This window comes from Dactylosporangium sucinum, from assembly GCF_014647515.1.
GTDB lineage: Bacteria > Actinomycetota > Actinomycetes > Mycobacteriales > Micromonosporaceae > Dactylosporangium > Dactylosporangium sucinum.
This window is the reverse complement of sequence record NZ_BMPI01000006.1, coordinates 107,917-126,809: the sequence shown is the minus strand read 5'-3', so window position 1 is coordinate 126,809 and position 18,893 is coordinate 107,917. Positions and strand designations below refer to the sequence as shown.

19 protein-coding genes are annotated in these 18,893 nt (G+C 71.6%); 16 read left to right on the top strand and 3 right to left on the bottom strand.

All coding sequences use genetic code 11. The features are described 5' to 3' along the window. Positions 1-2 precede the first annotated feature (2 nt). The 12 genes from IEZ31_RS07760 (at position 3) to IEZ31_RS07705 (ending at position 12,496) form a co-directional block, all read left to right on the top strand. Positions 3-1,256 carry an MFS transporter gene (locus IEZ31_RS07760; protein WP_229834434.1) on the top strand — a complete coding sequence of 418 codons (1,254 nt, stop codon included), beginning with the start codon at positions 3-5 and terminating at the stop codon, positions 1,254-1,256. Positions 1,257-1,272: 16 nt separating this feature from the next. Further along, the gene (locus IEZ31_RS07755) at positions 1,273-2,205 is read left to right on the top strand and encodes an aldose 1-epimerase family protein (protein ID WP_190249069.1); all 933 of its coding nucleotides are present in this window, start codon (positions 1,273-1,275) and stop codon (positions 2,203-2,205) included. A 91-nt stretch (positions 2,206-2,296) separates the two neighbouring features. Continuing rightward, positions 2,297-2,914 (top strand): nitroreductase family protein, encoded by a 618-nt coding sequence (locus IEZ31_RS07750; RefSeq protein WP_190249068.1) that lies wholly within the window; start codon positions 2,297-2,299, stop codon positions 2,912-2,914. 67 nt (positions 2,915-2,981) lie between these two features. Further along, positions 2,982-3,272 carry a type II toxin-antitoxin system VapB family antitoxin gene (locus tag IEZ31_RS07745; protein WP_190249067.1) on the top strand — a complete coding sequence of 97 codons (291 nt, stop codon included), beginning with the start codon at positions 2,982-2,984 and terminating at the stop codon, positions 3,270-3,272. A gap of 107 nt (positions 3,273-3,379) precedes the next feature. Then, positions 3,380-4,546 (top strand): acyl-CoA dehydrogenase family protein, encoded by a 1,167-nt coding sequence (locus tag IEZ31_RS07740; RefSeq protein ID WP_190249066.1) that lies wholly within the window; start codon positions 3,380-3,382, stop codon positions 4,544-4,546. Positions 4,547-4,628: 82 nt separating this feature from the next. After that, on the top strand, positions 4,629-5,423 hold the full coding sequence (locus IEZ31_RS07735; RefSeq protein WP_229834433.1) for a DUF4230 domain-containing protein: 795 nt from the start codon (positions 4,629-4,631) through the stop codon (positions 5,421-5,423). A gap of 160 nt (positions 5,424-5,583) precedes the next feature. Further along, the gene (locus tag IEZ31_RS07730; RefSeq protein WP_190249065.1) at positions 5,584-6,912 is read left to right on the top strand and encodes an ABC transporter ATP-binding protein; all 1,329 of its coding nucleotides are present in this window, start codon (positions 5,584-5,586) and stop codon (positions 6,910-6,912) included. A gap of 55 nt (positions 6,913-6,967) precedes the next feature. After that, positions 6,968-8,104: a hypothetical protein gene (locus IEZ31_RS07725; protein WP_190249064.1), complete on the top strand. Its 1,137-nt coding sequence runs from the start codon at positions 6,968-6,970 to the stop codon at positions 8,102-8,104. A 27-nt stretch (positions 8,105-8,131) separates the two neighbouring features. Further along, the gene (locus IEZ31_RS07720) at positions 8,132-8,596 is read left to right on the top strand and encodes a DUF4442 domain-containing protein (protein WP_190249063.1); all 465 of its coding nucleotides are present in this window, start codon (positions 8,132-8,134) and stop codon (positions 8,594-8,596) included. 116 nt (positions 8,597-8,712) lie between these two features. Then, a complete protein-coding gene (locus tag IEZ31_RS07715; protein ID WP_190249062.1) occupies positions 8,713-10,188 on the top strand; it encodes a glycoside hydrolase family 3 protein in 1,476 nt (491 codons plus the stop codon). Positions 10,189-10,257: 69 nt separating this feature from the next. Continuing rightward, positions 10,258-10,983: an LppX_LprAFG lipoprotein gene (locus IEZ31_RS07710; RefSeq protein WP_190249061.1), complete on the top strand. Its 726-nt coding sequence runs from the start codon at positions 10,258-10,260 to the stop codon at positions 10,981-10,983. Further along, on the top strand, positions 10,967-12,496 hold the full coding sequence (locus IEZ31_RS07705; protein ID WP_190249060.1) for an MFS transporter: 1,530 nt from the start codon (positions 10,967-10,969) through the stop codon (positions 12,494-12,496). Before IEZ31_RS07710 ends, IEZ31_RS07705 begins: the two co-directional genes overlap by 17 nt. Here the strand turns inward: IEZ31_RS07705 and IEZ31_RS07700 are convergent. Both IEZ31_RS07700 and IEZ31_RS07695 read right to left on the bottom strand, forming a co-directional pair. Next, complete coding sequence (locus tag IEZ31_RS07700) at positions 12,453-12,800, bottom strand: DUF6401 family natural product biosynthesis protein (protein ID WP_190249059.1); 348 nt, start codon at positions 12,798-12,800, stop codon at positions 12,453-12,455. The two genes, IEZ31_RS07705 and IEZ31_RS07700, sit on opposite strands and share 44 nt — an antisense overlap. A gap of 76 nt (positions 12,801-12,876) precedes the next feature. Further along, positions 12,877-13,077: a PspC domain-containing protein gene (locus IEZ31_RS07695; protein ID WP_190249058.1), complete on the bottom strand. Its 201-nt coding sequence runs from the start codon at positions 13,075-13,077 to the stop codon at positions 12,877-12,879. Positions 13,078-13,271: 194 nt separating this feature from the next. Here IEZ31_RS07695 and IEZ31_RS07690 point away from each other — a divergent pair, with 194 nt between their 5' ends. Both IEZ31_RS07690 and IEZ31_RS07685 read left to right on the top strand, forming a co-directional pair. Then, the gene (locus tag IEZ31_RS07690; RefSeq protein ID WP_190249057.1) at positions 13,272-13,865 is read left to right on the top strand and encodes a CAP domain-containing protein; all 594 of its coding nucleotides are present in this window, start codon (positions 13,272-13,274) and stop codon (positions 13,863-13,865) included. Positions 13,866-13,957: 92 nt separating this feature from the next. Next, a complete protein-coding gene (locus IEZ31_RS07685) occupies positions 13,958-15,145 on the top strand; it encodes an esterase-like activity of phytase family protein (protein WP_190249056.1) in 1,188 nt (395 codons plus the stop codon). A 131-nt stretch (positions 15,146-15,276) separates the two neighbouring features. On the opposite strand, the gene IEZ31_RS07680 is transcribed toward IEZ31_RS07685, so the two are convergent. Beyond that, positions 15,277-15,600: a DUF6401 family natural product biosynthesis protein gene (locus IEZ31_RS07680; RefSeq protein ID WP_229834432.1), complete on the bottom strand. Its 324-nt coding sequence runs from the start codon at positions 15,598-15,600 to the stop codon at positions 15,277-15,279. A gap of 105 nt (positions 15,601-15,705) precedes the next feature. On the opposite strand from IEZ31_RS07680, the gene IEZ31_RS07675 reads away from it, so the two are divergent. Together IEZ31_RS07675 and IEZ31_RS07670 are read left to right on the top strand one after the other, a co-directional pair. Then, positions 15,706-16,188 (top strand): DUF6328 family protein, encoded by a 483-nt coding sequence (locus tag IEZ31_RS07675; RefSeq protein ID WP_190249055.1) that lies wholly within the window; start codon positions 15,706-15,708, stop codon positions 16,186-16,188. A 17-nt stretch (positions 16,189-16,205) separates the two neighbouring features. Continuing rightward, entirely contained in the window at positions 16,206-18,800 is a 2,595-nt protein-coding gene (locus IEZ31_RS07670) for a glycoside hydrolase family 9 protein (RefSeq protein ID WP_373294535.1), read from the top strand. Positions 18,801-18,893: the final 93 nt, after the last annotated feature.

Sequence of the window (18,893 nt, the reverse complement as noted above, 5' to 3'; positions counted from 1 at the left end):
GCGTGACCCTCGCGGATGAGGAGAAGCGCGAGGAGAGCTGGATCCGTCGCCACGCCATCGACGTCCGCCCGCTGCGCCACGTCGCGTACCGCCGGCTCTTCCTCGGCAACGCCATCTCCTTCTTCGGCGTGCAGTTCACCGCCGTCGCCGTCCCGGTCGAGGTCTACGCGATCACGAAGTCGGCGCTGTGGGTCGGCATCGCGAGCTTCGTCGGCCTGATCCCGCTCATCCTGTTCTCGCTGTGGGGCGGCGCGATCGCCGACGCGTTCGACCGGCGCAAGGTGCTGCTCGTCGGCTCGCTGCTCATGTGGCTGACCACGCTCGGGCTGCTCGCCCAGTCGCTGCTGCACCTGGACAACGCCTGGCTGATGCTGGCGCTCATCGCCGCCCAGTCGGCCGCGTTCGGCGTGAACAGCCCGGTCCGGCAGGCGATCATCCCGGCGCTGATCGACAACGAGGAGGTGGCGGCGGCCCAGACGCTGAGCTTCACGGTGTCGAACATCGCCGCCATCGGCGGACCGGTCGGCGCCGGCCTGGCGATCGCCGCCGTCGACTTCTCCGCCGCGTACGCGATCGACGCCGTCCTCTTCACCGTCGCGCTCTGGGCGGCGTTGCGGCTGCCGGCGGTACCGCCGGGTGGCACCAAGGCGACGGGCGGCCTGCGGGACGTGCGCGACGGCCTGCGGTTCCTCGCCGGCCACAAGCTGATCCTGCTGACGTTCGCGATCGACATCGGCGCCATGGTGCTGGCCATGCCGAAGGCGCTGTTCCCGGCCGTGGCCGACCAGCGCTTCGGGGCGAGCTCGCTGGGCTGGCTGTACGCCTCGATCGCCATCGGCGCCGCGCTCGCCGGGCTGACGTCGGGCTGGATCGGGCGGGTCCACCGCCGGGGGATCGCCCTCGTCCTCGCCGTGGTCGGCTGGGGTCTCGCCGTGGCGGCCGCCGGGGCGGTGCCGTGGCTGTGGGCGTGTGTAGCTTTCATGGCGCTCGCGGGTGCCGCGGACATGATCAGCGGGGTGTACCGCCAGACCGTCCTCCTCAGCGCGCCCGACGAGATGCGGGGCCGGCTGCAGGGCGTCTTCTTCGCCGTGGTGGCCGGAGGTCCACGTCTGGGTGACCTTCGGGCTGGTTCGGTGGCCGACGCGACGGGGGTGACGTTCTCCTGGGTCAGCGGTGGCATCGCCGCGGCCGTGGTCGCGGTCGCCCTCGGACTGTGCTTCCCGGTGCTCCTTCGCTACACCGACCGGTCCGACTGACGATATTGTCGCGCCCATGGACACCGCCGCTGCGCAGCGCTCGCTCGCCCCATCCGGTACACAGTGGACGATCGCCTCGGGCGGCCACGAAGCAGTCATCGTCGAGGTGGGGGGTGGCGTTCGCAGCTACACCGTCGACGGCCGTGACGTCGTGGCCGGCTACGCCGAGCACGAGCGGGCGGTCGGCTCCGCCGGGCACGTGCTGGCGCCCTGGCCCAACCGGATCCGCGACGGTCAGTACGCGTTCGCCGGCGAGTCCTACCAGCTCCCGCTGACCGAGCCGGAGCGGCACAACGCGATCCACGGGCTGGTCAACTGGGCCCGGTGGCGGCTCGCCGACGCGACCCCCGACAGCGTGACGCTCGAGCACGACCTCGTGCCGACGCCGGGGTACCCCTGGCCGCTCCAGCTGCGCACGACGTGGTCGGTCGGCGACGGCGGCCTGCGCGCCACCCACCAGGTGACGAACGCGGGTGAGACGGCGGCCCCGTTCGGCCTGGCCACCCACCCGTACGTGGTGATTCCCGGCGTGCCGGTCGACGACCTGCACCTGCGGGTGCCGGCGCGCAGCCGGGTGCTGGTCGACGCGCGCCTCCTGCCGATCGGCGGGGCGCCGGTCGCCGGCACCGAGTACGACTTCACGGAGGGGCGGCGGCTCGGCGGGACCGTGCTGGACACCGCCTTCGGCGACGTGGACGCCGACGCCGACGGGGGCACCCGGGTCGAGGTCACCGCGCCCGACGGGCGGGGCGTGGCCGTCTGGGCCGACGCCTCCTTCACCTGGTGGCAGGTCTACTCCTCGGACACCCTCCCGGCCGACCGCTTCCGCAAGGCGCTGGCGATCGAGCCGATGACCTGCCCGCCCGACGCTTTCCGCTCCGGCCGCGACGTGCTGGTCCTGGAGCCGGGCAGCTCCTGGCAGGGCACGTGGGGGATCCGCACGATCTAGCTTCATCCGGTCGGGGCCGGCCGGCTCTGGACCCGGTCCAACTGAGTTTGGCCGGGACCTGCCGGCTCTGGACCCGGTTTAGTCTCAACCCGTGGAACTTTCGGATGTGATCCGCCGGCGGCGGATGGTGCGCAACTACGACCCCGATCGCCCGGTGCCCGCGGAGCTGGTCGACAAGCTGCTCGGCTATGCCGTGCACGCCCCGTCGGCCGGCTTCTCGCAGGGCTGGGAGTTCCTGGTGCTGTCCTCGGCCGAGGACGTCGCCCGGTTCTGGTCGGTCACCACGCCGGAGGACGCCCTGCCGTCGGGCTGGCTGGAGGGCATGAGCCGGGCTCCGGTGATCGTCGTGCCGCACAGCCACCGCGACGCCTACCTGGACCGCTACGCCGAGCCCGACAAGGGCTGGACCGACAAGGACGAGGCCCGGTGGCCGGTGCCCTACTGGCACATCGACACCGGCATGGCCAGCCTGCTGGTGCTCCTGGGCGCCGTCGACGAGGGGCTGGGCGCGTGCTTCTTCGGCATCCCGCCGGCGCAGATCCCCGGCTACCGGGCGGCGTTCGACGTGCCCGAGGCCTACACGCCGATCGGCGCCATGACCATCGGCTACCGCGCCCAGGACAAGAAGTCGCCGTCCCTGAGGCGTGGCCGGCGGGAGGCCGGGACCGTCACCCATCGTGGCCGGTGGACCCCCAGCGCCGAACTGTGACCACGGAGGGCGCCGGAACTGTCGCACCTAGTCGGTACCCTGGCACGGTCAGGGGGGTGAAACGTTCATGATCTTCAAGGCGGTCCGCGACGGTCGGCCTTATCCGGAGCATGGGCTGACGCTGAAACAGTGGTCCGAGATCCCGCCGCGGCCGGTGCGGCTCGACCAGCTCATCACCACCAAGCGCGAGCTCGCACTGGACAAGCTGCTGGCCGAGGACTCGACGTTCTACGGCGACCTGTTCCCGCACGTGGTGCAGTGGGAGGGCGGCCTCTACCTGGAGGACGGTCTGCACCGGGCGCTGCGGGCGGCGCTACAGCAACGCACGTCGATCCACGCCCGGGTCTTACAGGCCTAGGCCCGGGGCCCGGGCCCCCGAGGGCCTGCCGCAGAGGTGCGGCCGGGCTGCGGCGGCGGCCCACCCATGCGGCAGGCCCTGGGTTGAACGGTGCTTAAGCTGTTCGGGTGACCACGCGACCGCTGGACCTCATCGACGTCGACGCCCTGCACTCCGAGGAGGAGCTCGCCATCCGCGGGGTGGTGCGGCGGGTCGTGGACGACCACGTCCGGCCCGGCGTCGTCGAGTGGTACGAGCAGGGGCGGGTGCCCGTCCGCGACCTGGCGCTGGAGCTCGCCAAGGTGGGGCTGCTCGGCATGCACCTGCACGGCTACGGGTGCGCCGGCGCGAGCGCCGTCGCCTACGGGCTCGCCTGCCTCGAGCTGGAGGCCGGCGACTCGGGCGTGCGCAGCCTCGTGTCGGTGCAGGGCTCGCTGGCGATGTTCGCCATCTGGAAGTACGGGTCGGATGAGCAGAAGGACGAGTGGCTGCCCCGGATGGCGGCCGGCGAGGCGATCGGCTGCTTCGGGCTGACCGAGCCCGACCACGGCTCCGACCCCGCCTCGATGAAGACCCGGGCCCGCCGCGACGGCGACGACTGGATCCTCGACGGCGGGAAGATGTGGATCACCAACGCGCCGGTCGCCGACGTCGGGGTGATCTGGGCCCGCACCGAGGAGGGGATCAGCGGCTTCGCGGTGCCGATGCACACGCCCGGCGTGACGGCCCGCGAGGTGCACCACAAGCTGTCGCTGCGCGCCTCGTGCACCGGCGAGATCGTGCTCGACGGCGTCCGGCTCCCGGCGAGCGCCCAGCTGCCCCTCGCGCGCGGGCTGAAGGCGCCGCTGTCGTGCCTGACCGAGGCGCGGTACGGGATCGTGTGGGGCGCGCTCGGCGCCGCCCGCGACAGCCTGCACACGGCGCTGGACTACGCCGGCTCGCGGGAGCAGTTCGGCCGGCCGATCGCCGGGTTCCAGCTGACCCAGGCCAAGCTCGCCGACGCCGCGGTCGAGCTGCAGAAGGGCTACCTGCTCGCGCTGCACCTCGGGCGCCGGGCCGACCGGGGCGAGCTGAGCCCGGAGCAGGTCAGCGTGGGCAAGCTCAACAACGTGCGGGAGGCCCTGGCGATCGCCCGGCAGTGCCGCACGATCCTCGGCGCCAACGGGATCAGCGCCGAGTATCCGGTCATGCGCCACGCCGCCAACCTTGAGACGGTGCTCACGTACGAGGGCACCTCGGAGATCCATCAGCTGGTCATCGGGCAGAAGCTGACGGGCATCGCCGCCTTTGCCTGAACACGCGCTGAGATCGACTCGCGACGTTTTGCGGTGCGCCTTACCTTGATAGGGAGAAGATCCTCCCCGAGGAGTGGCGAGCATGGCCCGCAGCGACGACGACAAGGTCCTCTCCTCTGAGGAGCCGAAGGACCCCAAGACCTCCGAATACCCCGAAATCACCGGCCCGCAGATCGGCGACACGCTCGACCCCCGGCCCAACCCCGAGCCCGTCGTCGTCCCCGTGAAGCAGGGCGGCGGGGCCATGCGCGGGCTGTTCTGGCTCGTCGCCACCATCGGCCTCGTCGTCGCCCTCGTGCTCGGCGCCAAGACGGTGGGGCTGTTCCCCGACCTGAAGAACCCGTTCGCCCAGGAGCAGACCGACCGCAGCGGCCCGGCGCTGCTCAAGTCGGTGCAGGACCTCAGCCAGTTCGTGGCCGCCGAGGGCAACTTCGAGGTCATCGTCGACGTGCAGAAGGACCGCAAGTACATCCCGGACTTCCTGCTCAACGAGCGGATCCTGTTCGTCGCGGCCGGGTCGGTCGAGGTCTACGTCGACTTCGCCAGCATCGGCCAGGGCGCGGTCAAGGAGTCCGAGGACCGGCGCTCCGCGGAGATCACGCTGCCGGCGCCGCAGCTGCGTCCCGTGCGCATCAACAATGAGCGAAGCTACGTGTACTCCGAGGAGCGTGGCGTCTTCAACCGCATCGGCGACGTCTTCAGTTCGGACCCGAATCGCCTGCAGGAGGTCTACCGGCTCGCCGAGCAGAAGATCGGCGACGCCGCCAAGGATGCTGGCCTGGGTAAACGGGCCGAGGAGAACACGCGCAAGATGCTCCAGCAGTTCCTCGCCGCGCTCGGTTACACATCGGTGACGGTGAACTTCCAGGCATCCTGATCATCGGGATGAACTGGCAGGTTCCCTAACCGTGATTGCGCGGTAACACGCCGAACACTGGTCATTTACCCGATGGACCAACTTGCGTGCGCCCCATCACAGTACTTGACTCGGGGTAACTGGTTGATCCGCGATCTGCTGACCTGGGGCGGAGGTGACGGTGGCTACCGTCGCGCTCAAAGATGTGATGAAGGTGTTCGCCGACGGCACCGTAGCTGTCGACCGTGTGAATCTTGACGTGGGACAGGGCGAGTTCATGGTGCTCCTGGGTCCCAGTGGCTGCGGCAAGTCGACGCTGCTGCGCATGGTGGCCGGCCTGGAGGACCCCACCTCCGGTGCCATCATCATGGACGGTGAGCTGGCCAACGACCTCCCGCCGCGGGAACGGGGCGTCGCGATGGTCTTCCAGGACTTCGCCCTCTACCCGCACATGACCGTCGGCGAGAACATCGGCTTCCCCCTCCGGCTGTCCGGCGTCGAGCCGCAGCCGCGGGCCGAGCAGGTCGCCGAGGTCGCGAGCGCGCTGGGCATCGGCGACGTGCTGGCCCGCAAGCCCGGGCAGCTCTCCGGTGGCCAGCGCCAGCGCGTCGCGATGGGCCGGGCCATCGTGCGCCGGCCGAAGCTCTTCCTCATGGACGAGCCGCTGTCCAACCTGGACAGTGGCCTGCGCGCCGAGCTGCGGGCCGAGATCTCCGGCCTGGTGCGGGAGCTCGGCGTCACCACGATCTACGTGACCCACGACCAGGCCGAGGCGTTGACCATGGCCGACCGGGTCGCGATCCTCCGCAAGGGCGTCCTGCAGGACGTCGGGACCCCGACGCAGGTGTACGGGCGCCCGGCCACCCTCTACGTCGCCGCCTTCCTCGGCAGCCCGCGCATGAACCTGCTGGAGGCCGAGGTCTACGTGCACCTCGACCGGCACATCGCGCTGCACATGGGCGACCAGGTGCTGCACCTGCCGTGGAACGACCTGCGCTCGCGCCAGGTCGCGCACTTCCACGGCGAGCGCATCGTGATCGGCGTGCGGGCCGAGGCCCTGACGCCGGTGCCCGACACCACGTCCGGCGACGTGCTGCGGGGGCGCATCCGGTACCTCGAGCACCACGGCCACGAGTCGCTGGCCTTCCTCGACATCGGCGCCACGGCGGTCATCGTCGACGAGATCGGCAAGCCGCCGACGGACGTGCCGATCAACGGCGGCGGCCTGCGCCGGTTCGTCAGCAAGCTCACCGGCCGCGGCGGCGGCTCGGACGAGGTGGAGCTCGTCGGCGCCGGCGTCAACGGCCGCGGCGGCCAGCGCCGCACGGCCCAGCGGGAGAGCGTGCTGAGCGACCCCGGCCGGCACCACCGCCGCCCGGCCGAGCTGGCGGTGCGACTCGCGCCGTATCCGGCGGTCACGCATGGTCACCCATTGACGGTGGCCGTGCGGATGGAGGCTCTGCACTTTTTCGACGAAAGAGGACAACGCATCGACGTGGGGTGGCGCTGAGTGATGCGCGTCGCATAGCCTGCCGCCAACTTCGACGGAGTAGGGGGAAGCTCCGATGGCAACACATGGCGAAGCCGGCAGCGGACTGCTCATCATCGAGCGGATTCTGCGTGACCGGGACTCCATCTGGCGGCAGATCGGCGAAGAGCGCGATCTCGGCAGACTCACACGACAGATGCTGTACAGCTCCGTGGTGGCACTGGCCTGCTACGGAGCGGTGCTCGGCGCCTCCAACAGCGTGCTGCAGGCGGGGGTGTCGGCGGTCAAGCTGCCGCTGCTGTTCCTGACGACGCTGGCCATCTGCCTGCCCACGCTGTACCTGTTCAATCTCGTGTTCGGTGCGCGGTTGCAGGTACGGCAGGCGCTGGCACTGGTCATGGTGACGATCACCGTCACGTCCGTGCTGACGCTGGCGTTCGCGCCGATCAGTCTGTTCTTCCTGATCACGGCGTACAGCTACTCGTTCTTCAAGATCCTGAACGTGGGCATCCTGACGCTCGCGGCGTTCGTCGGCCTCCGGTTCCTGACCGGCGGCATGCGGACGCTCAACGAGCAGACGGCGGCGCTGGCGGCCGCGCGGCGGCGCGAGCGCGAGGAGCAGGCGCGGGCGGAGCAGGCCGAGCGCGAGCGGGCGGAGGCGCTCGCGCTGGCTGAACTGGCCGCGGCGGACCAGGCGGCCGCGGCGGCCGCCGACGAGGCGGACGACGACGGGCCGGAGGCGGCGGACCTGCCGAAGCCGGTCTCGGCGGTGCCCGGCCTCGCCGCGCCGGTCGCCCCGCCGGCGGCCGGCCCCAACGGGACGGGCGTCAGGCCGACGGCCACCATCGCGCCGGTGTCCGCGGTTCCGGTATCGCCGGTGCCGCAGCAGGCGACGCCGGTCCTGCCGCCGTATCCGATGCCGGCCCAGCCGGTGTTGATGCCGGACGGCCGGCTGGCCTACCCGGTGCCCGGCCCGGCCCCGCGGCCGATGCCGCGCCCGGCGGCCCAGCAGGAGCTCGCACCCGGCGAGCGCCCGGCCAGCATGGCCCTGCTCAACGTCTGGATCCTGCTGTTCGGGTTCGTCGGCACCCAGCTCGCCTGGACGCTCCGGCCGTTCTTCGGCGAGCCGCACGAGAAGTTCGAGATCTTCCGGGCGATCGAGGGCAACTTCTACGTCAACATCGTGAAGGCGATCGGCGAGCTGTTCACGTAGATTGCTACCCGCCGGTAACATGCCGGCATGACCGTTGACGCCACGGCGCTCGCCGCCGGACTGATTTCGGCGGTGCCGTTCGCGCGAACCGTCGGCATCGAGATCACGAACGTGACGCTCGATGCCGGCGGTGTGCGGGCGGTCGCCACCCTGCCGGACGAGGAACGCCTGCACAACCACGTCGCCGGCCCGCACGCCGGCGCGCTGTTCGCCCTCGGCGAGACCGCCTCCGGGGCCGTCGTGATGGCCGCGTTCGGCCAGCACCTGTCGCTCGGCACGCCGCTCGCCGTGCGTGCCGACATCGCATATCACAAGCTCGCCCGGGGCCCGGTCACCGCCACCGCCACGCTCGGCCGCGGCGTGGACGAGGTGCTCGCCGAACTCGCCGCCGGCGAGCGCCCGGAGTTTCCCGTGGCGATCGAGATCACCCGCGCCGACGGCGCCGTGACCACGGTGATGACCGTCGTGTGGACCATCCGGCCGCACGGCTGACCTGCGCAGTCGCGCGAGACGGGCCCGCGGCGGGGGTCCTGACTACTGGAAGGTTTCTTGACTATTACTGAGCTGTGATGTGACCATTCTCGCCAGGTGCGAAGGGTGGTTCACGCATGGATGCAAGTACGGGGGCCGATCTGGCCGGCATGGCGGATGCCGTGCTCCAGCCGGGATTCATGGGCAAGGAGCCACCACCGTGGCTGCGTCGCCGCCTCGCCGAAGGGCTGGGCGGCGTTGCTCTCTTCGCCCGCAACGTCGTCGACCGCGACCAGGTCGCCGAGCTGACGGCGGCGCTGCGGGCGGAGAAGCCCGATGTGATCGTCGCGATCGACGAGGAGGCCGGCGACGTCACCCGGGTCGACGCGCACATCGGCAGCCCCTGGCCGGGCAACCTCGCCCTCGGCGCGATCGACGACCCGGCGCTGACCCGCGAGGTCGCCGGCCACATCGGCCGCGACCTGGCGTCGGTGGGCATCACGTTCGACTACGCGCCCGACGCCGACGTCAATTCGGACCCGAACAACCCGGTGATCGGCTCGCGCGCGTTCGGCGCCGAGCCGGATCGGGTCGCCCGGCACACCGCGGCCTGGATCATCGGCCTGCAGGAGGCCGGCGTGGCCGCCTGCGCCAAGCACTTCCCGGGCCACGGCAACACCAGCGTCGACTCGCACCTGGACGTGCCGATCATCAAGGCCAGCCGCTCCGACCTGGAGGCCACCGAGCTGGTGCCGTTCCGCGCCGCGATCGACGCCGGCGTGCTGGCGGTGATGAGCGCCCATCTGCGCGTGCCGGCGATCGACGCCGACCTGCCGGCCACCCTGAGCCGGCGCGTCATGACCGACCTGCTGCGCGGCGAGCTGGGCTTCGACGGCCTGATCGTCACCGACGGCATCGAGATGCGCGCGATCTCCGACCGCTTCGGCCTGGCCCGGGCGACCGTCCTGGCCCTGGCCGCGGGCGCCGACGCCATCTGCGTCGGCGGCGACCACGCCGACGAGGCGACGGCGACGATGCTGCGCGACGCGATCGTCGCCGCCGTGCGCTCGGGCGACCTGCCCGAGGAGCGCCTGGCCGACGCGGCCGCGCGGGTGGCCCGCCTGGCCGCCTGGTCGGCCGCCGCCCCGAAGGTCGCGCCCGACCCGCGCGCGGCCGAGCTGGGCCTGTCCGCGGCCCGCCGTGCGCTGCGCATCACCGCCCCCGACGCGGCGTTCCCGGTCGCCCCGAACCCGTACGTGATCGAGTTCCAGCCCCAGCTCAACTTCGCCATCGCGCCGGAGACCCCGTGGGGCCTGATCGCGCCGCTGGCCGAGCTGCTGCCGGAGACCGCCGGCGTCCGCCTGTCGTCGGAGGAGCCCCTGCCGTCGGCGCTGGAGGCGTCCCTCGGCCGGCCGCTGGTGCTCGTCGTCCGGGATCCGCATCGGTACCCCTGGATGGCCGACGCCCTGCGCGCCTCCCTGGCGGTGCGCCCCGACGCGGTGGTGGTCGAGATGGGCGTCCCGGCCGACCCGCGCGGCGACATCCACATCGCCACGTTCGGCGCCACGGCCGCGTCCGGCCGCGCGGTGGCCGAGCTGCTGGCCGGCCGCTGAACCCGCGCTGACCCCCGCCGCTCAGCGTCGGCTCAGGCGGGGTTTCCGCCGGGCGTCTAGCATGCCGGTATGTCCCGCTCCCAGACCCGCCCCGGTGCCGCCCTGCTCGCCGCCCTCGCGGTGCTGGTCGTCGCCCTCGCCGGATGCTCCAGCAAGAAGGACGACAAGGAAGGCCAGGCCGACCCCAACCTGCCGGCCGCCGCCGGGCTGCTGCAAGAGGCCTCGACGGCCATGGCGGGCATCAAGTCGGCCAAGTTCCTCATCACCGCCGACGGCACGATCGCCGGCGTCGCGCTCAAGCGGGCCGAAGGCGTGCTGACCAAGGAGGGCAGCGCGCAGGGCACGGCGCAGGTGGAGCAGATGGGCACCACCGCCGAGCTCGCCTTCACGATCGTCGGGCAGACGGTGTGGCTCAAGGGGCCGACCGGGCCCTACCAGCAGCTGCCGCTCGCGCTCGCCGCGACCGTGTACGACCCGTCGGCCATCCTCAACCCCGACAAGGGCATCGCCAAGGTCGTCGCCACCGCGACCGACGGCAAGACCGAGGCCACCGAGTCGGTCGAGGGGCAGGAGACCCTCCGCGTGTCGGCCAAGTTCCCGGCCGAGTTCCTCTCCAACATCGTGCCCGGCGTGACCGGCAGCGTCCCCGGCAAGCTGTGGATCGCCAAGGACGGCAAGCGGGTCCTCAAGGCCACGTTCGAGCTGCCGTCGGTCGGCGACGCGAAGGGCGGCACGGTCACCGTGACGTTCAAGGAGTTCGACGCGACCGTGAACATCAGTGCTCCACAGCAGTGACACGGCCGCGGCCGCAACCGAGCCGGCCCCGTTCGTCAAGCGGCGCCTCGCCATCGGGGTCGGCGGCGCGACGGTGCTGCTCGCGGCGCTGGACGCGTACGTCGTCGTGGGTGTGCTCACCGACATCCTCGACTCCCTGCACATCCCGGCCAACCGGCTCGAGCGCGTCACGCCGGTCGTCACCGGGTTCCTGCTCGGGTACATCGCCGGCATGCCGCTGCTCGGCTCGCTCTCCGACCGGTTCGGGCGGCGGCCGGTGCTGGTCGGCTGCCTGGCCGGGTTCGCGGCCGGGTCGGTGCTCACGGCGGCGTCGGGCGACTCGGTCTGGCTGCTCACGACCGGCCGGACGATCCAGGGGCTCGCGGGCGGCGCCCTGCTGCCGGTGACCCTCGCGCTCGCCGGTGACCTGTGGGCCGAGCGGCGCCGGGCCACCGTGCTCGGCGCGGTCGGCGCGGCGCAGGAGCTCGGCAGCGTGCTCGGGCCGCTCTACGGTGTCGGCGTCGCGGCCCTGCTCGGCGGCTGGCGGGGCATCTTCTGGCTGAACCTGCCGCTGGTCGCCGTCGCGATCGTGCTCGTGTGGGTGGCGCTGCCGAGGCAGGCACCCGCGGTACACCGGGGGAAAACGGATCTCGTCGGAGGAACGCTCCTCGCGCTGGCCCTCGGCGCGGCCGTGGTCGGGCTCTACAACCCGGATCCGGAGACGTCGGTGCTGCCGCCGTGGGGGCTCTGGGCGCTGCTCGGCGCGCTGGTCGTGGCCGCGCTGTTCGTGCTGTGGGAGCTGCGCGCCGAACACCGGCTGATCGACCTGAGCGGCGTGGCGAAACGGCCGTTCCTCGGCGCGCTCGCCGCGAGCTTCTGCGCGGGCGCCGCGCTCATGGTGACGCTCGTCGACGTCGAGCTGGTCGCCCAGACGCTGCTGGGCAAGCAGGGGATCGACGCGACGCTGGTGCTGACCCGCTTCCTGGTCGCGCTGCCGGTCGGCGCGGTGCTCGGCGGCTGGCTGGCCGGGCGGATCGGCGAGCGGTGGGTGACGGTCGCCGGCCTGCTGGTCGCCTCGGCCGGCTATTTCCTCATCGCGGGCGCCCTCGAATCGCCATCGCTCCAGCTGTACCTGGTGATCGCCGGCTTCGGCCTGGGCCTCGTCATCGCCCCGCTCTCCGGCGTCGTGCTGCGCGCCACCCCGCCCGCGGAGCACGGCGTGGCGTCGTCGTCGGTCGTCGTCGCCCGCATGATGGGCATGCTCGTCGGGGTCGCCGCGCTGACCTCGTGGGGCCTGCACCGCTTCCACGAGCTGACCGCGAACTTGCAGTTCCCGCTGGTGTTCGGGCAGCCCGCCGACGAGCAGCGCCGCCTGATGGACGCCTACAAGGCGGCCCTGCAGGATGCGCTGCGCACGGAGTACCGCGAGATCTTCCTCATCACCGCGGTCCTGTGCCTGCTCGGCGCGGCGGCCGCCCTCCTGCTGACGTTCAGAGGTGACCGCAGTCCCGAGCCAGCGAGCAGATCGCGATGAGGCGCAGCGTCGGCCACTCCGCCCTCGACCAGTCGAGCTCGCCGGTCGGCGGCAGCTGCCACTCGGCCTCGATCAGCGCGTCGCGCACGCCGGTCGCGTAGCCGGCCAGGGCGACCACGCCCGGCCCGCGCTCCGGGTCGCCGAGCGCGTCGCGAATCGCGGCCGCGTGCTGGTCGACGGCGGCCCGCAGCCCGGCCGACTCGGCGGCGGCCCGCAGGCCGGCCTCGCCCAACCAGGTCATGAGGCCGTTGAGGGTGGCCCGCGCGGCGCAGTGGCGGGTGGCTTCGGCGAGGTCCTTGAACATGCCAGGGACTTCGACCGGGCCACCCGCCGGGTTACCCCGGTGACCGGGCCGCACCCCGGATCACCGGGGAAGCAACTCAGCGGTAGCTGTGCGCCTTCGACTCGTCCGGCATGAGCACCCACAGCACGATGTAGATCACGAACTGCGGGCCCGGGAGCAGGCACGAGATCACGAAGATCAGCCGCATCATGCCGGGGGAAATGCCGAAGCGGCGGGCGAGACCCGAACAGACGCCGGCGATCCAACGGTTGTCACGGGGCCTGACGAGACTGGACATCACGAGCTCCTTCATCGACGTGTACCTCAACGGTAGAAATGCCCGGCCACCCCGCCCTCCAACCTTTGACGGAACTTTGCCGGGCCGTCCACTAGGGATTCGTCCGCACGGGGTGGGTGCCGCACGGGGGTATCGGATCGGTTGCCGAGCGTTGCGGCCCGGTTCGGCCGCTCACGAGCGCGGTGATCCCGGCGATGTCAGGTGCGTCCACGACCCCGACGGAAGGCTTCCTCACCGTGACCCGGTTCGCCCGCCGCGCCACCATCGCCGCCGCCCTGCTCGTCGCCCCGCTCGGCCTCACGCTCTCCACCGCGGCCGCCGCCTCGGCCGCCCCGACCACCAAGTCGCACGTCGCGACGGTCAAGCCGAAGCCGAAGAAGAAGACGACGACAACGGCCGACCCCGCCACCCTCGAGACGCAGGTCGTCACCCTCACCAACAACTACCGCACGGCACACGGTTGTGGCGCGCTGCGCATCGACACCAGGCTGGTCGCCGCCGCGCGGGCACACAGCACCGACATGGTGAGCAAGAACTTCTTCTCGCACACCGGCTCCGACGGCAGCTCGTTCGTGCAGCGCGAGGTCCGCGCCGGCTACACCAAGGGCGCCTCGGCCGAGAACATCGCCTGGGGCTACCGTACCCCGCAGGACGTCGTCAACGCCTGGATCAACAGCCCCGGCCACCGGGCCAACATCCTGAACTGCTCCAGCGTGGCGGTCGGCGTCGGCGTGGCCTACAAGGCCGACGGCACCCCGTACTGGACGCAGGACTTCGGCCGCGTCTGATCCCTTTCTTCGCGAATCTGGCGAGCGTCGTCCCGGCGCTCGCCAGATGACATTCAGGCCAGGTTCACGCCGTGCCCATAGCGTCGCCGACCATGGAAAATCTTCGACGGATCGGCGTCGGCGTCGGCCTCGGCGTCCTGACGCTCGCCATCGCCGCGCCGAGCGCCTCGGCGCACGGCACCTTCGGCCAGGCCACGCTGACCGGCTGGGCCGCGCTGCCGGCCCGCACCTTCGTGTCCGCGAGCGACCCGTCCGGGTCGCTGCTTGGCGGCACCCCGTCGAACGGGGTGACCCCGCCGTTCGACGACCAGCCGATCCAGGGCTTCAGCGGCATCGTCCGCAACGGCGACGGCACGTTCGAGGTGCTGTCGGACAACGGCTACGGCAACAAGGCCAACAGCGCCGACTTCGTGCTGCGCATCCACCGTGTCGCTCCCGACTACGGCAAGAAGACCGTCGACGTGGTCGGCGGCATCAACCTGACCGACCCGAACAGCTTCGTGCCGTTCCCGCTGACCCGCGCCGACCGCGTGCTGACCGGCTCGGACTTCGACGTCGAGTCGATCCAGCGGGCCACGGACGGCTCGTACTGGATCGGTGACGAGTTCGGCCCGTACCTGCTGCACTTCGACCGGGCCGGCCGGCTGCTCCAGGCGCCGATCCCGCTGCCGGACGTGCGCGCGCCGGAGAACCCGCTCGGCAACCCGAACCTCAACAGCAGCAAGGGCTTCGAGGGCCTGGCCCAGTCGCCCGACGGTCGCAAGCTCTACGCCCTGCTGGAGGGCGTCGTCGCCGGTGACCCGGCCGGCGCGCTGCGGTTCAACGAGTTCGACACGGTGCGGCAGCAGTACACCGGCAAGCGCTACGTCTACCAGCTCGAGGACCCGGGCTACGCCATCGGCGACGCGATCGCCGTCGACGAGGACCGGTTCCTGGTCATCGAGCGCGACAACGGCCAGGGCGCCACGGCCGTCTTCAAGCGGATCTACCTCGCCGACAAGCGCGACCGCAACCGCGACGGCAAGATGGACAAGACGCTGGTCGCCGACCTGATGAACCTGGCCGACCCGCGCCACCTGGGCGGCGCCTCGAACGTCTTCACCTTCCCGTTCCAGACCATCGAGGACGTCGTGATCCTCGACGACCGCACGCTGGGCGTGGTGAACGACAACAACTTCCCGTTCTCCAACGGCCGCACCCCGGGCCAGCCGGACAACAACGAGTTCATCACCATCCGGCTGACGGACTCCCTGCACGCCGACAAGCGCTTCCTGCACTGACACCGGCCGCGCCCCTGACCGCGAGGCCGGGGGCGCGGCCAACCGGGTCCGCCCCCGACCGCGAGGCCGGGGGCGCGCCAACCCGGTGCGCCCCCGACCGCGAGGGCGGGGGGCGCGGCAACCGGAGTGGGTCAGCAGTGGGTCAGCGTGCAGACGGCCAGCAGGCGGAGCATCGGCCACGTCGGGGCCGACCAGTCGTCGAGGGAGTCGCCGGCCTCGCGGGCCGCGTCGCGGATGGCCGCCGCGTAGCCCGCCAGCGCCACCGGGTCGAGCAGCGTCCCGCCCAGAGACTCGCGGATGGCCGCCGCGTGCTGGTCCAGGCTCGCGAGCAGGTCGGGGCGGGCGGCCACCGCCGCGTGGCCCGGGCGGCCGACCGTGGTGGCGAGCTCGGTGAGACCGGCCCGGGCGATCCAGGCTCGGCGGCCGGCGGTCAGTTCATCGAAGGGCGCACTCACGCCCGCGACCATAAGCCCGGCACGCAACGCTCCGCAGCCCCGACATGCCGGGACTCGGCCGATCGTCAGGTTCGATCGGTTGGTCCGCTGGGTATTTGCACCCGCATGGCCGATCGCGACGAGACACCCCACACCCGCCCGGCCGATCGCGACGAGACCCCTGACGAGCGCTTCGACCGCAACTGGGCCGAGCTGCTCCAGGAGCTGCGGGTCGCGCAGACCGGCGTGCAGTTCCTGTTCGCGTTCCTGCTGATCCTGCCGTTCAACCAGCGGTTCGTCACGATCACCGACGCCCAGCGTGCAACGTACATCGCCACGCTGCTGTGCACCGTCGCCGCCACGGTCTGTCTCATCGCCCCCGTGAGCCACCACCGCATCCTCTTCCGGCGCGGGCGGAAGAAGGAGCTCGTCGGCGTCTCCAGCAACCTGGCCGGGGTTGGCCTGGTGTTTCTCTGGCTGTCGATCGTCGGCGCGGTGTTCCTGATCTTCGAGGTCGTGGTGGGAATGTCGTGGGCGATCGCCGCCGCGATCGCACTCGCCGTCGCCTTTGTCGCGATCTGGTACCTCGTGCCGATCTTGAAGCGGTAGTTGACACGCAGTGTGTGCTGCGACACAGTGGGAGCGCTCCCAATTCCCTTCCGCCACAAGGGGTGTCTGTGCAGCGTTCTCTGTTATTCGCTAGCGCGGCGGTGATACTGGTCGTTCCGTTGACCGCCTCCGCCGCATACGCCGATCCGGCAGAACAGATCGTCAACGGAACCTTCGACAGCGGCACCGATCCGTGGTGGTGGACCGGCAACGCGCCGGCGAGCGTCGTGAACGGGCGCCTGTGCGCCACGATCCCGGCCGGCACCACCAACCCGTGGGACGCCATCATCGGGCAGAACGGCATCAACCTGCAGGCAGGCGAGTCCTACCGGCTCGCATTCGAGGCCAGTGCCACGGTTCCGGTGACGGTGCGGGCTAACGTCCAGCTCGCCGACCCGCCCTACACGCAGGAGCTGTCGGCCCTGCCGGCGCTGACGGCGCAGCCGCAGGAGTTCAGCTACACGTTCACGGCCGCCGCCGACACCACCGCCGGCCAGGTCGCCTTCCAGGTCGGGGGCAGCGCCACCGCCTGGACCCTGTGCCTCGACAACGTCTCGCTCCAGGGAGGTGCCCCGCCACCCGTGTATGTCCCCGACACCGGCCCCCGCGTGCGGGTCAACCAGGTCGGCTACCTCACCAACGGCCCCAAGCAGGCCACCGTCGTGACCGAGGCGACGACCGCGCTGCCCTGGCAGCTGCGCAACGCGGCCGGCACGGTGGTCGCCAGCGGCGCGACGACCCCCCGGGGCGTCGACCCGACCTCCGGCCAGAACGTCCACACGGTGGACTTCTCCGGCTACCGCACCGCCGGAACCGGCCTGACCCTCTCCGCCGACGGCGAGACCAGCGTGCCCTTCGACGTGGGCGTCAACGCCGCCTACGAGAAGCTCCGCGTGGACGCGCTGTCGTTCTACTACACCCAGCGCAGCGGCATCGAGATCCTCGACAGCATCGCGCCCGGCTACGCCCGCAAGGCCGGCCACGTGGGCGTCGCGCCCAACCAGGGCGACACCGACGTGCCCTGCCAGCCGGGGGTCTGCGACTACCGGCTCGACGTGCGCGGCGGCTGGTACGACGCCGGCGACCACGGCAAGTACGTCGTCAACGGCGGCATCTCGGTCTACCAGCTCATGAGCACGTTCGAGCGGACCAAGCTGGCCGCGAGCCGCGCCGACAAGCTCGCCGACGGCTCGCTGCGCATCCCCGAGCACGGCAACAAGGTGCCCGACGTGCTCGACGAGGCGCGCTGGGAGCTGGAGTTCATGCTGCGCATGCAGGTCCCGGCGAGCAAGCCGCTGGCCGGCATGGTCCACCACAAGGTCCACGACCAGGCCTGGACCGGCCTGCCGCTCGACCCGGCGGCCGACCCGCAGCCGCGCGAGCTGCACCCGCCGTCGACGGCGGCGACGCTCAACCTGGCGGCGACCGCCGCGCAGGGCGCCCGGCTGTTCCAGCCCTACGACAAGGCGTTCGCGGCGAAGCTGCTGGCCGCGGCCCGCACCGCGTACGCGGCGGCGGTGGCCAACCCGGCGATCTACGCCCCGGCGTCCGACGGCATCGGCGGCGGCGCGTACGACGACACCGACGTGACCGACGAGTTCTACTGGGCGGCGGCCGAGCTCTACCTCAGTACCGGTGAGAAGGCCTACCGGGACGCGGTCGTCGCGTCGCCGTGGCACACCGCCGACCTGTTCCGGCCGGAGGCGTTCGACTGGAAGTTCACCGCGACGGCCGGCCGGCTCGACCTGGCCACCGTCCCCAGTGGACTGCCCGACCGCGACCGGGTGCGCAAGTCGGTCGTCGACGGCGCCCAGAAGTACCTGGCCACGCTGCAGGCCAGCCCCTACGGCATCACCTACGCGCCAATCGGCGGCAAGTTCGACTGGGGCTCCAACAACCTGGTGCTGAACAACCTCGTGGTGGTCGCGACCGCGTACGACATCAGCGGCGCGGCGCAGTTCCGCGACGGCGTGGCCGGCGGCATGGACTACCTGCTGGGCCGCAACGCGCTCAACCAGTCGTACATCACCGGCTACGGCGAGCGGGCATCGAAGAACCAGCACTCGCGGATGTACGCGCACCAGCTCAACCCGGCGCTGCCGAACCCGCCCTCCGGCTCGCTCGCCGGCGGCCCGAACTCGTCGATCCAGGACCCGGTGGCGGCGAAGCTGCTCGCGGGCTGCGCGCCGCAGTTCTGCTACGTCGACGACATCGAGTCGTGGTCGACCAACGAGATCACCATCAACTGGAACTCGACCCTGTCCTGGGTGGCCTCGTTCCTGGCCGACCAGGGCGAGGGCGGCCCGGCCCCGGCGCCGGTCTGCTCGGTGTCGTACAGCAAGGTGTTCGACTTCGGCGGCGCGTTCATTGCGCAGGCGACGATCCGCAACACGAGCGGTCGCACGCTGAACGACTGGAAGCTACGCTTCGCGTACACCGGCACGCAGAAGGTGGACCTGGCCGTCAACGGCACGGCCCGCCAGACGGCGGCGTCCGTGGAGGTCACGCCGTGGCAGTCCCGGCTGCGCCCGGGCGAGTCGACGACAATCCTCCTGGTCGGCCGCGTCGACTGGGGCCCGAACCCGGCTCCGGCCCACTTCTCCTGCGGCTGACCCCCGCGCCTGCGGCTGACCCCCGCGCCTGCGGCTGACCCCCGCGCCTGCGGCTGACCCCCGCGATCTTGCAGTTGTGGTGCCTCCCAAACC